The organism is Amphritea sp. GJ51-11 (genome assembly GCF_055808735.1).
The window spans coordinates 726,961-740,437 of record NZ_CM147881.1 but is presented as its reverse complement, the minus strand read 5'-3'; the positions used below and the strand labels follow the sequence as shown (position 1 = coordinate 740,437).

Sequence of the window (13,477 nt, the reverse complement as noted above, 5' to 3'; positions counted from 1 at the left end):
GACAATGCAAATCAATACTCCGTTCTTTAAGCAGCGCGCCCATGATGCGTTAGCCGATGAAAACCTGCAAAAAGCGTTAGCTAAGCTAAAAACAGGCTTTCCAGAAAAACGCGCCATTGCCGTTGACCGGATGCCTGAATTTGAACAATTACGTGATGAGGGACGTGATCTCAAAAACCATATCATGGAGCATCTCGACCTTTACCTAGAGCAGTTCGAGAGTAAAGTGATCGAAAATGGCGGTCATGTTCATTGGGCCAGAACCGCAGACGGCGCCAATCAGATCATTCTCGATATCTGCAAGCAGGTTGATGCCAAAACCGTGACCAAAGGTAAGTCAATGGTCACCGAAGAGATCGGTCTGAATGATTTCCTCGAACAAAACGGTGTGCAGCCGATTGAAACCGATCTGGGTGAATATATCCTGCAACTGCGCCACGATCACCCCAGCCATATCATCGCCCCGGCGATCCATCTTAATTTAGAAGATGTCTCCGAAGCTTTTCATGCTAACCACCACCGGCCTAAATCCAACGATCCCGCCGTACTGATGCAGGAAGCCCGAGAGGTACTGCGTGAAAAATTTGTTGCCGCCGACGTGGGTATTACCGGCGCTAATTTCTGTGTCGCCGAAACCGGTTCGACCATTATTGTCACCAACGAAGGCAACGGTGATTTAACGCAAACCCTGCCAAAAACCCATATTGTGGTCACCTCAATCGAAAAAGTCGTTCCGACACTGGAAGATATGACGCTGTTTCTACGGCTTTTAGCCCGTTCGGCCACCGGACAGGAATTCTCAGTCTACAACACCCTATCAACCGGCCCCCGTCGCGAAGGTGATCAAGATGGACCGGACAACTTTCACGTTGTCCTGGTGGATAATGGTCGTAGCGAAATGGTCGGCACCGAATTTCAGGATATGCTGCGCTGCATTCGCTGCTCTGCCTGTATGAACCACTGCCCAGTCTATGGTGCGGTGGGTGGACACAGTTATGGCTGGGTCTATCCTGGTCCGATGGGGTCGGTACTCACCCCACAGATGATCGGTATCGAAAAAGGCGGCATGCTGCCTAACGCCTCTACGTTTTGCGGTAAGTGCGAATCCGTCTGTCCGGTTAAAATCCCACTCCCCAAATTGATGCGTCATTGGCGTGAAGACGAATTTGAAAAACACCTGCAACCTAAAGCCGCCCGTTATGGCTTAGCAAGCTGGGCATTTTTTGCTAAACGGCCAGCCCTATATAAGCCTTACACCCGCATGGCCAGTTGGCTAATGAAAACCTGGGCCGGTAAAAATGGACGACTTAAAAAACTGCCCCTAGCCAGTGGCTGGACCGATTGGCGTGATATGCCGGCGCCACAAGGGAAAACCTTTATGCAAACGTGGAAAGAACAACAAAAAGCGGGAAAACAGCCATGAGCACGACAACAAAAACCGTGAATGCTAATCAACATAGTCGTGCTGAGTCAGCATCCCACACCAGCCGGGCCGATATTTTTGCCAATATTCGTCGCGGGCTGAAGCTCGACCCTGCCGATACTCAGCGGCAGCAACGGGTCACTAACCGACTATCAGCCAAAGCAAATAACCTAATACCCGCACGTTCACAACTCCCTGTTACCGAACAGATCGAGTTGTTTAAAACTATGGCCCTCGAAGCGGTTGCCGAACTCATTGAATTGGATTCGATTGAACAAGTGCCGCAAGCCTGTGCCGACTGGTTAGCAGAGCATCAGTTTAACGAACTCAACAGTGCCAGCAATCCGGAACTTAGCGCGCTCGACTGGAGCCCTCTGGTGCAGCAGCAGATCACACGAACAGAACGGGTGGCGCAAGCCGGTGATATTGCCAGCCTCACCACCAGTTTTGCCGGCATCGCTGAAACCGGCACCCTGATGTTGCACTCCAGCGCTCAAAGCCCCACCACTCTCAACTTTCTGCCAGATAATCATCTGGTTGTACTGCGCCGTTCAGCGATTGTCGGCTGCTATGAAGAGGCATGGAAAAACCTCCGTCAGCAATGTTTCGGAGACAACACCGCGAACCAATTACCCCGTACCGTTAATATGATTACCGGCCCGTCCCGCAGCGCCGATATCGAACAAACATTGCAGATGGGTGCCCACGGCCCTAAAACGCTGGTTATCTTGCTGATTAACGATTAACTTGCTGCCTGACCGGACATCCGTCCGGTCAACTCCTTTTTCAACAACTAAAGGCCTTCAACCATCTCGGCAGCACTCTCTTAGCGTGACAAACCACTCGCACTACCTGTTATCCTCTCAACCACGGTTTAAAACGAAACCACGTCGATTAACACTAATATGCCCCAAAACAGGGATAAAAGTGGCCGAAAAATCAACAAAATACCGATCTGATAACACAGATCATGGTCAGAGATCCAAAAATACGATAAAAATAGGCATTCCTATTCAAGCTACGACCTGACATGAGGATGCCTAGATGCAGGCATTGCAGCAGTACAATCGGGCCATGATTACCCGTCTGAATCTGATATTAATAGCAATAACGCTGTTACTGTTAGCCACAGCCACGTCCGCTAGAGATCTCAGTTCAGAACCGATCACACCTATTCTGCCCGCCAACGATCTTAGCCAGGCTAAAATCCGCTTAGGCAAAACGCTGTTCAACGATCCAAGGCTGTCTCACGATAACAGTATCAGTTGCGCCAGTTGTCATGATTTAAGCGCCGGCGGTGCCGATAAAGGCCCACTGTCTTTTGGCGTTAACGGCACACCGGGGACGACTAATACTCCCACGGTGTATAACACTCGCTTGAATTTCGTCCAATTTTGGAATGGTCGCGCCGCCAATTTACACGAGCAGATTAACGGGCCAGTACGCAACCCGGTTGAAATGAACTCCACCTGGCCCGAGGTCATCGACCGGCTACAGCAGGATAAGAGACTCAAACAGAACTTTGCCGCGCTTTATTCCGATGGGCTAACAGCCAACAACATCCGCGATGCTATCGCCGAGTTTGAACGTTCGCTGATGACTTTGAACGCCCCCTTCGATCGCTGGCTTAAAGGCGATGAGTCCGCGCTGAGTGTGGAGCAAAAACAGGGTTATCGGCTATTCAAATCCTACGGTTGTATCAGTTGTCACCAAGGTCAAAATGTCGGCGGCAATATGTTCGCTTTTTTCGGTGCGGTCAACGACATCTCTGAGTATTTTAAAGCCCGGGGAACCCCACTCAGTGAAGCCGATTTAGGACGCTTCAGCGAAACCAATAATCCTGACGATCGCTACCTTTTCAAAGTACCTAGCTTACGATTAGCCTCGCGAACAGCCCCCTACTTCCACGACGGGTCCGTTAACGATTTGGCCGCAGCGATCAAAATCATGGGCCGCTTTCAGTTAGGTCGGGAGATCCCTGAACAACATATCGCATCCATCAGCGCCTTTATTCGCTCCCTAGCCGGAGAACATCCGGAGCTCGCTGAATGATCTGGTTCAAAGCCCGCCTCTATCTGACATCCCTACTGGCAATCGTCTTATTGGGGTGTTTGTTTTATTTAGGCCACAACGGACACACCCAGCCTAGCCAGCAACGGGCTGAAGTCTTATTACAACTTCAAGCGTTTGATAATGCACTGGATTTGGAAGTGTTAACCATCAGCTCAATGAAGCAGCAAAATTACGACCAGATCGTCAAACTCACTCGACAGCTGCAGCAGCAGGAAAACAATCCCGATATTGCCGCGTTGTTTAATGGCCTTCCCGTTGATCTAAGCGAAAAACTGCAACAATACCGTCACACCTTGCATCAACGCATTACATTAGCCGAACAGATCAAAACCCATGCAGCGAAAGCTCGCAACGGTATGAACTATATTCCCATGCTAATTGCAGCCATCGAAGAAAGAGACCCTGACAACGTACTCCCGGCCAGAGACATCTTAAATCAGCTATACCATTTCCATATTTTCAAAAGTGAGTTAGATGCCTCCGCATTAAGAAATAAGCTGCAGCAACTGACCAATTCATCCGCTAGCCTGCAGGCGCTTAAGTTTCATATCAGCTCAAACCTGACAGCCCAAACTCAGCTGAACCAGCTACTAACGGAGTATAAACAGATCCCCAATAAATCCGCCTTTAACCAACTCTATAGCGCGTTTCTTAGCTACCGGCAGAAAGCCACCCAGCAAACAGACTATTTTAACTCCGTACTAATTGGCCTAACCACCGTATTGATATTACTACTGAGCTTTCTTTATCTGCGCCTGATTCGCTCACACAATCAGACAGAACAGGCACAAATACGTCTCAAAGACGGTGTGGATAACATCAGAGAAGCCTTTGCGCTCTTTGATACTGACGATAAATTGGTACTCAGCAATCGTAACTTCGCCCATTACTACCCCTGGATCAGTGAACTACTGCAGCCTGGAACACCGAAGGAGATCATCCAAACCGCAATCGATGCTAAATGCCACTATCAAAAAGACCGCCACTCAGATCATCGGCTGATTCAACAAACCGATAATGGCAACTACTACCTATGCAGCAATAGCACCACTAACGAAACTGGCGAAGTCTGGATCAGAGTGGATATCACCGAAACACGACGCAAAGAACAAGAGCTGCGTAAGTTCTCAAGAGCCCTCAAGCAAAGCCCTGCCGCAGTGGTCATTACCGATATTAACGGCATCATTGAATATATTAATCCAAAAGCCGAAGAAGTTAGCGGTTACTCTCTTGATGAGGTTGTCGGCAAACGTCCAAGTCTATTCAGCTCAGGTGATCTATCGCCGGTCAACTATCAAGCGATGTGGCAACAGATGCTATCCGGTCAACCTTGGCAAGGCACCTTTCTCAACCGCCGTAAAAATGGCTCATTATATTGGGAAGCCGCTACTATCTCGGCAGTGCGAGACTCGCTGGGCCAGATCACCCACTTTGTAGCGGTGAAAGAAGATATTACCGAACGACGCGCCACCGAAGAGCAGCTCCGAATGAATGCCGCCGTGTTTGAAACCACCAATGAAGGGATCATGATCACGGCACCGGATGCCACTATTATCTCGGTTAACCCCGCCTTTAGTGAAATCACCGGATATAGCTCTGCCGAAGTGGTGGGTAAAAAGCCTAACATGTTCCAATCGGGCAAACAGAAAGATACCTTTTATCAAAACATGTGGTTATCGCTGGAAAAAGCCGGCAGTTGGTCAGGTGAAATATGGAATAAACGCAAAGACGGCAGCGTTTATCCACAATGGTTATCGATCGCCGCAGTGCAAAATCGTGATGGCCTGCTAGAACAGTATGTCGCGGTATTTTCTGATATGACCCAACGCAAGAATGATGAAGAACAAATTCGTCAGCAGGCAAACTTTGATGCCCTCACCTCACTACCCAACCGCATTATGCTTAAACGGGAGCTGACCCAGATACACCACCGCTGCGATCAAGCAGGCTGCCTCTGCGCCCTACTGTTTATTGATCTTGACCGGTTCAAAGCGGTTAACGACACCCTCGGGCATTCTGTGGGCGATCAGATGCTACAACAGGTTAGTTTACGGTTAACATCGGTGATCGGTGAAAACGATCTACTGAGCCGCTTTGGCGGTGATGAATTTGTCATTGTATTGCAAAACCTCACCGATCAAGAGGAAGCCGCCATAATCGCTAAGCAGGTGATCGAAATATTACAACCGCCGTTCCAACTGGCGGGCCGAACCCTCTATATTGGCGCGAGTGTCGGCATCTCTTGTTATCCCAACGACAGCGACAGCGGAGAAGTAATGTTGCGCCATGCGGATATGGCGATGTATCTGGCTAAAGACAATGGTCGCAACCAGTATCAATTCTTCAATGCACAGATGCGTGAGCAGGTAAAAAATCGCACCGAACTCGAACAGGCGCTACGTCAGGCGATCAATAATCACGAGTTTGAACTCTACTACCAACCCATCAGTAACTGCCTGCAACATAGAGTAGTGGCTGCTGAAGCTCTGATTCGTTGGCACCATCCAGAGCGCGGCCTCATCAGCCCCACCGAGTTTATTCCCCTAGCGGAAGAAACCGGTTTAATCCAACCCATTGGCCTGTGGGTACTCAGACAAAGTTGTGAACAGATTGTTAAATGGGAGCTACAGGGCATCAACAACCTTTGCATCACCGTCAATGTCGCCAGCAATCAGCGTTTATTAGGCTTCGATGCCGAGGTCGCCGCCGATATCATGCACAGCGTCGGTGTCGATCCAAGCAAGATCATTTTTGAAATCACCGAAAACATGTTTCTGGAAAATTCAACCGAAGCGATCGCCTGGTTGCAGGAGTTTAAAGCCCTAGGTTCAAAACTGGCCATCGATGATTTCGGCACCGGTTATTCATCCCTGAGCTACCTTAAACAGTTCCCGATCGACAAACTAAAAATTGACCGGGCCTTTATTCGTGACCTGCCGGATAATAAAGAAGATGCCACCCTCGTAAATGCCATTATTGCGATGTCAAAAAGTTTAGGGTTAGAACTGATCGCTGAAGGGGTCGAAACCATTGAGCAGTTGCAGTATCTGCATCAGCTCGACTGTCCCAATATTCAGGGTTTCCTGTTCAGCAAACCGGTGCAGGCCGAGCAGCTACCGGCGGTTATTGAACAGATAAAAGCCGACTTTCCCCGGCTACTGCCGACCGATTATGAGATTTAATGGAGGCAATAAAAAACCGCCCTAAGGCGGTTTAAAGAGAACCCGCCAACCATTAAGCGCGGATATCGATATTCTGTCCCAACGAAGAACTCAGATCGACCGCAGGCACGGCGGTACTTTCCAGCAGCTGTAATGCCATTGCGCCTTGCAGCTCAATATTGTCTTTTGCTTTGCCGGCCACAGCCACTGCAACATCCTGTTGTAGCGAAGCTTGCTGATATGCCGACGCTGATGCAGCTGTTAATTCCATAAAACTCATCTCCAATGCGTTTATTCAAACAGGCCTAGACTATATATCGGCCATTGCCGCTCAATGTTTACCTTTATCACGGTCAGTAGTAGGTACTTTTATCCCTTTAGTAAAAAATCACACTTATTATATGAATCTCTGAACGTCAAAAATCTAATAAAGGTGCTGTTTTGAAATTAACGATAATGACTACGATTTAAAAGTCACTGCGAAAAAGCATCTGCCTTTAGCCTTAACTGTCTTTGAAACCATTACAGTAGCGTTAGCATGATAAAATACAACTATGGTTATGTATGTTTCAGGCGCTGTAATAACACCACTTAACCCACTCTCATTGTTTGTAGGGGTTGTATGTTTACTTCTTTAACGTTCAGCATGACTGCTTTTGTTGTTGCTGCATTGGTGATTATCATTGCAGGTAGCAAGTTAGCGAAACTCTCAGATTCATTGGCCGATCAAACAGGTTTAGGTGAGGCTTTATTTGGCATTTTTCTCTTGGCTGGCGTGACCTCGCTGCCTGATTTTGCAGCGACACTGACGGCGGCAATAGACAATCGCCCTAATTTGGCGATGAGTAATGTTATGGGAAGTATGGCGGTTAATCTGGTGTTTCTTGCGGTGGCTGATATTGTTTATCGCAAAGCTAACTTGGAACATGCGGCAGCCTCTTCCGTCAACCTTATGCTCGCAGGTCTGCTCATTGTATTGTTGACATTACCCCTGCTGGCGGTCTTTAGCCCCGCAATTACTTTTTTCAATATTCACCCCGTCACACCGGTGATTATTGTCGCTTATATATCCGGTTTACACTTGGTTCTTCATACTAAAGCAAAGCCTATGTGGTTTCCTCGACAAACATGTCAAACGGTTGCAGACCAACCCGATGAGCATCATCACGGTAATTTATCCTCGGTATGGATAACGTTTATTTGCATGGCGGCTCTAACGGGGGTTTCTGGTTGGGTTTTAATGGAATCAGCAAAACAGATTGCAGATCAGACCGGTATTTCTGAAACGCTGATGGGTGGTTTTTTCACTGCACTGGCAACGTCGACACCGGAGTTAGTCACTACCATTGTTGCCATACGTATTGGTGCTTTAACCCTCGCCGTCAGCAATATTTTTGGCACTAACTGCTTTAATATGTTGGTGGTTGCCGCTGCAGATGTGGGTTATACCCAAGGTTCTATCTATCATGATATGGCGCCAGTTCAAGTCACATGGGCTTTAGTGAGTATTTTAATGACAGCGACTTTACTGTTAGGCATGGTAAGACGCGAGACTTATGGCATTGGCAAAATTGGTTTTGAGAGCGCTCTTATTTTAGCTATCTATGGTATTGCGCTGAGTGTGATCATACTGAATGATTAAAATGAAGACATAACCATAACGCAGTCAATGAACTGATAACAAACTAGAACTCACTCACTTCTGACAGAGCACCACAGCGTTGCTCCAACGCCAATTGGATAAAATCCCGAATCCCCGGCAAGCTACGACGGTTTTTCATCCACACCACATGTTCAACCACTTCATCGGTAGCCTCAACAATAGGTACCACGGTCAAACGCGGATCAGGACGAATATCCTGAGCCAATGCAAAACCAATACCCAAACCATGACTCACCGCTTCAGACATATCCAAACGGCCATCCACCACAACATTCCCTGAGACGGTCAGTTGCTGGCGACCAAACAGCGCTTCTAATAACTGTTGGGTACAGGCCTCCGACTTATAGATAATCAACGACTCATCGGCCAATTCGCTTACCGAAACACAGGGTTTCTCTGCCAGTGGGTGATCAGTCCGTAAAACCGCCATCAAGCGATGGGCCGAAAATGCCAAACGCGAAAGCTCGCTATTGTCATCCTGTAGTGGAAACAGTCCAATATCAACATCCCTATTGAGCACCAACGCTCGACACTCTGAGGTCGTTACCGATCTGATTTTTAACGTTGTTTGGGGAAAACGGCGACTAAACTCAGCGATTAATGGCATAAAGATAATTGACGAGGCGTTCGCTACCTTCAACGTCATTTTGCCCGGTGATAAGGCCGGGTTCGATAAGACTTCAATGGCTGCTTCAAGATCATGATACTGTCGAGTGATCTGATATAGCTGCCGGCCTAAGTCGGTCGCTTGTACCCCTTTGCTAAAACGCTCTAACAAGGGGGCACTAAAACGGGATTCTAACTTACGAATCTGCGCTGTTATGGCCGGCTGACTCACCGAAAGCAGCACCGCGGCTCGCGTAAAGTTACCCGCCTTCAAGGTAGCATTAAAAGCGCGAATCTCTGCCATGGAAAAATCCATCTCACACTCCTTGCGTCGAGTCCGCCTGCATCGAGCGCTCTGCGATTTGTAGCAGATCTGGTAGACGTTGCTGGCGCCCTGCGGGCGAATCCAGCAACGGAATTGAGGCGATCAGCTTTTGGGTATAAGCCTGTTGAGGTGTGAGGAATATCTGTCTCACAGAGCCCTGTTCCACCAGCTCTCCCTGTTTCATCACGCAGACCCAATCGCACAGGTTGGCAATCACACTGAGATCGTGAGAGATAAACAAAATGGTCAGACTCAGCTCTTCTTTCAGCTCTTTCAACAGATTTAGGATCTCGGCTTGAATCGACACATCCAGCGCTGCGACCGACTCATCAGCCACGATAAACTTAGGCTTACAAACTAACGCCCGTGCAATACTAATACGCTGCCGTTGCCCACCAGAAAAAGCATGGGGGAAGCGACGCAGATGTTCCACTGCAATATGGCAACGCTGGGCCACTTCAATGACTCGTTGATCGGTCTCTTCGCGGCTTTTAGTCAAGTTCATTGCCTCTAACGGTTCAGCAATAATGTCTCGCACCGTCATACGAGGGTTCAGTGAGCTATACGGATCCTGAAACACCAGCTGTGCTGTACGCGCCAATCGTTTACGTTTAATGGCTTTACCAGCACCAAATTTCACTTTCTTTTTAGTGTGGTGATATTCAACGGTGCCAGACGTAATCGGCGCAGCCCCTAGCATCGCCTTACCCAGTGAGGTTTTACCGGAACCACTCTCACCCACTAGCCCGATGATCTGCCCTCTGGGTAGCTTCAAGCTGATATTCTTCACAGCTGTAAACGATTCTCGTTGCCGACCACTGCTCATCACCGGATAACTGATTGTTAGATCACGCACCGATAGCAATGGCTCGGGAGTATGTGCAGGGGCTTCCGGTAAGTTATCTAAATTTGGCAATGCGTCCAGCAAACGCCGAGTATATTGATGTTCTGGCTGAAACAGCACCTGATCGGCACTGCCCGCCTCGACCACCTTACCCTGTTGCATGACGGTGACGTTATCGGCAATTTTAGAGACCACCCCAAGATCATGGGTAATAAACAGCATCGCCATGCCCAACTGCTCGCGTAACTCCATCATCAGCTCTAGCACTTGCGCCTGTATGGTGACATCCAGTGCGGTAGTTGGCTCATCGGCTATCAATAGTTTAGGCTGAGTCGACAATGCCATGGCGATCATCGCCCGTTGACGCATACCACCGGAAAGCTCGAATACATATTGATCAAAACGCTTCGCGGGCTCAACAATCCCAACCCGATCAAATAGTTCGATCCCCGCCCGACGGGCTTGATCTTTGTCGTAACCAAGATGGATTTGCATCGTTTGAATAATCTGATCACTGATACGAATCGCCGGCGCAAAGCTGGCCATCGGCTCTTGGAATATCATCGACACCGCATCACCACGCACTAGCCGAAGATCTCGCCCGCGCAGCTTAAGAATATTGACCGCCTTCTCTTGGTAATTCAGCGTCATCTGACTAGGGTGCTGAATAATCGCATTACGGGGTGTTAAACCCATAATACTCTTCGCTGTGATCGACTTACCTGAGCCACTCTCCCCCACTAGCCCCATCACTTCACCGGGGCGGATACTCAAGTTGAGGCTATCGACCGCCCGAACCATCCCCTCATCGGTATTAAAATCGATACTCAGATCTCGGATCTCTAGCAGGTTTTCGCTGATTTTCTGATTGATCATCATGTTATTTTTCTCCGAATAGGGGTCCGCAGCATCCCGCAACGCATCACCGACAAACACAAATGCCATAATCAACACCACAAACACCAACACCGGGAAAAACTGCCAAATCATATTTTGTTGGATATCGGGGTCCTGCGCTTTTTGTAGTAAAACCCCTAGACTGTTCACCGGCTCGGTCAACCCTAAGCCCAAAAAGCTCAGGCTGGTTTCTGCCAAAATCACATAGGGAAAGTTGATCAACGTATCAACTATGATATAGCTGGTAAAACTGGGAATCAGGTGCCGCCAGATAATCCGACCAGTGCTGGCGCCACATAGCTGAGCAGCCAACACATAATCCTGATTTCGCTCGGTAAGAATATGGGTACGTAAGCGTCGTCCAAGGGTGGCAAAATCTAACGCGCCAATCACGACCGCAATGGCAAAATAACGCTGCACGGGCGTTAGATCAATCTGTGCTAATGCCACCGCACAAGCGAGGTAGATAGGAATAGGAGGGATCACCCGCACCGCTTCAGTGATGCTCATCATCAGGGTATCCACCCGGCCACCGAAATAGCCACTCACCCCACCAACAAACAAGGAAACGATCAACTTCACGACCAACGCCACAATAGCAATGCTAATCGTCACCCAGATTGCATGCAGAGTACGGCTAAAGATATCTTTGCCATCTTCATCAGTACCCATCACATGGATCTGTCCCTGTTCGACACCAAACAGATGACGGTCCCAGCGGATATCCAGATCCAAACCGGCAACACTCAAATCGATCAGACTGTATTCCCAACCTTTAACAAAAAACTGTAGATAACGGCGTTGATTTTTATCCACTTCAAACTTATTTTGGCTCGAAGAGCTAAGCGCACCACTGGAAGTGAACGCATCCAAGGCATCCAGGCCGCCACCGGCCAACACTCGCAAATCAATTTTGCTTTTTGCTTTCTGATAGCTATAACTGAACGGTCGTAACGAGAAGCCGTTGTCATCCCAAAAATACACCGCCTGCGGTACACCGCGACGATAATCAGCATCAGCGCCGCGAATCGTCGGGTCTACCGGCGAGAAAAACGGCGCCAAGAAACCCATCATCACCAATGTGCCAAGCACCCATGCGGCGACCACGCCAGAGGTCTTGCGTTTAAAGCGCGCCTTAATTAACGCCAATTGCCCGGCGGTGTAATACGATTCTTCAGTTTGCGGCTTGGCCTTACGTCCAAAACGGACTAACAGTGCATTCATCATTAACTCCCCAGCACACTTTTACGCACACGAGGATCAATCGCGGCTAATACAACATCGGTGATAAAGTTCATGCTAATCACCACCAATGCCACCAAAAACAAAATACCAGCAGCTAGCTCCTGATCATTAGTCATCGATAATGCTTCGATCAGTAGCGCGGCAGCATCGGTAAGGCCGATCACCACTGCAACAATCGGTAGATCATTAAACACTCGCTGAAAATCAAAACCGATGGAATTAAACAGTGGACTAATCGAATGGCGTACCGGATAACCGGCCCAGAGGGCGACTCCATCAACGCCACGGGCACGGGCGGCGTCGACATATAACTTGTTTGATTCATCCACCACTAAGGCCCTTACAGTTTGCAACTGCAATGCAGTAGCCGACCAACCGATAACAAAAATAGGCAGCCAGATATGCCCCAGAAAATCATACAGTTTGCCGGTGGAAAAACCGTTATCACCAAACCAAGGTACGTTCGCCCACTGATCAGAGAACAGCCCTGTCGGCATCGGCTCTCCGGCGAACACGTAGAGTAAAATAATGGTCAGCGCCAACAAGAAGTTAGGCAGCGCGAGTCCCAGATAGCTAATGATACGTAACAGCAGGTCTAGCACTTTTTGTAAACTCAGCATGAAGGTGCCAAACAGTTGTTCCCACTTGCTATGCTGGGGATTGTTATCCACCCACGCTTTATTAATCGTAAAGGCCGACAAAATACCAAAGGGTACGGCAATCAGGTAGGCAAATAGCAACCCCGCGATACAGAACATAAAACTCATCCAGAACCGATCCCCGAGGGCCAAATTGACCGATTGTCGCTTAGCACAGCTAAACCCTAAATCGCCTCGCAAGGTTAAGTTAGTCACCCAACGCCCCCAGCGTTCGGGTAACGATTTATCCAATCCCATCCGCACCCGCTCAGCCTGAATATCCGCCTGGGTAATGGTTTCACCTTGAGTGTTTTTATAGGCAATATACTTTTCGGCACAATCACCCGGCAGTACTTCCATCAGTGAAAAGACTATGCCGCTGACTAACAGCAGCGTGACTAATGCCAACCAATAGCGATTAAACACATAATGAAAATACTGACTTTTACGACCGCTCCACCACAGTAACGCGCCAATACTGAGGAGTATCCACAGCAACCAGGTATCGGATAAGAATGAGATCACAGGCGAACTCCGACTAAACTTAACGAATCAACATATCTTTAAGCTGATTAACCCAATGCCCAACAGTGAGCATTGGG

9 protein-coding genes are annotated in these 13,477 nt (G+C 48.6%); 5 read left to right on the top strand and 4 right to left on the bottom strand.

Features of this window, described 5'->3' with window-relative positions; translation table 11 throughout:
* The first annotated feature begins 4 nt into the window (after window positions 1-4).
* The 4 genes from AC0L4K_RS03245 (at window position 5) to AC0L4K_RS03230 (ending at window position 6,678) form a co-directional block, all read left to right on the top strand.
* Window positions 5-1,423 (top strand): LutB/LldF family L-lactate oxidation iron-sulfur protein, encoded by a 1,419-nt coding sequence (locus tag AC0L4K_RS03245; protein ID WP_473268181.1) that lies wholly within the window; start codon window positions 5-7, stop codon window positions 1,421-1,423.
* Window positions 1,420-2,169 carry a LutC/YkgG family protein gene (locus AC0L4K_RS03240; RefSeq protein WP_473268179.1) on the top strand — a complete coding sequence of 250 codons (750 nt, stop codon included), beginning with the start codon at window positions 1,420-1,422 and terminating at the stop codon, window positions 2,167-2,169. Before AC0L4K_RS03245 ends, AC0L4K_RS03240 begins: the two co-directional genes overlap by 4 nt.
* A 298-nt stretch (window positions 2,170-2,467) precedes the next feature.
* Entirely contained in the window at window positions 2,468-3,475 is a 1,008-nt protein-coding gene (locus tag AC0L4K_RS03235; protein WP_473268177.1) for a cytochrome-c peroxidase, read from the top strand.
* The gene (locus AC0L4K_RS03230; protein ID WP_473268176.1) at window positions 3,472-6,678 is read left to right on the top strand and encodes an EAL domain-containing protein; all 3,207 of its coding nucleotides are present in this window, start codon (window positions 3,472-3,474) and stop codon (window positions 6,676-6,678) included. Before AC0L4K_RS03235 ends, AC0L4K_RS03230 begins: the two co-directional genes overlap by 4 nt.
* Window positions 6,679-6,730: 52 nt before the next feature.
* On the opposite strand, the gene AC0L4K_RS03225 is transcribed toward AC0L4K_RS03230, so the two are convergent.
* Window positions 6,731-6,928 (bottom strand): putative motility protein, encoded by a 198-nt coding sequence (locus tag AC0L4K_RS03225; RefSeq protein ID WP_417224545.1) that lies wholly within the window; start codon window positions 6,926-6,928, stop codon window positions 6,731-6,733.
* A gap of 351 nt (window positions 6,929-7,279) precedes the next feature.
* Between AC0L4K_RS03225 and AC0L4K_RS03220 the strand changes: the two genes are divergently transcribed.
* Window positions 7,280-8,299, top strand: coding sequence for a sodium:calcium antiporter (locus tag AC0L4K_RS03220; RefSeq protein ID WP_473268175.1), 1,020 nt, complete (start codon window positions 7,280-7,282; stop codon window positions 8,297-8,299).
* Window positions 8,300-8,342: 43 nt separating this feature from the next.
* Here AC0L4K_RS03220 and AC0L4K_RS03215 read toward each other — a convergent pair whose 3' ends face one another.
* The 3 genes from AC0L4K_RS03215 to AC0L4K_RS03205 are packed head-to-tail and all read right to left on the bottom strand — an operon-like array spanning window position 8,343 to window position 13,400.
* Complete coding sequence (locus tag AC0L4K_RS03215) at window positions 8,343-9,242, bottom strand: LysR family transcriptional regulator (protein WP_417224548.1); 900 nt, start codon at window positions 9,240-9,242, stop codon at window positions 8,343-8,345.
* Between the two features lies 1 nt (window position 9,243).
* Window positions 9,244-12,219, bottom strand: a complete 2,976-nt coding sequence (locus AC0L4K_RS03210; protein ID WP_473268173.1) for a dipeptide ABC transporter ATP-binding protein — start codon at window positions 12,217-12,219, stop codon at window positions 9,244-9,246.
* Window positions 12,219-13,400, bottom strand: a complete 1,182-nt coding sequence (locus tag AC0L4K_RS03205; RefSeq protein WP_473268172.1) for an ABC transporter permease — start codon at window positions 13,398-13,400, stop codon at window positions 12,219-12,221. The genes AC0L4K_RS03210 and AC0L4K_RS03205 overlap by 1 nt, the downstream gene beginning before the upstream one ends.
* Window positions 13,401-13,477: the final 77 nt, after the last annotated feature.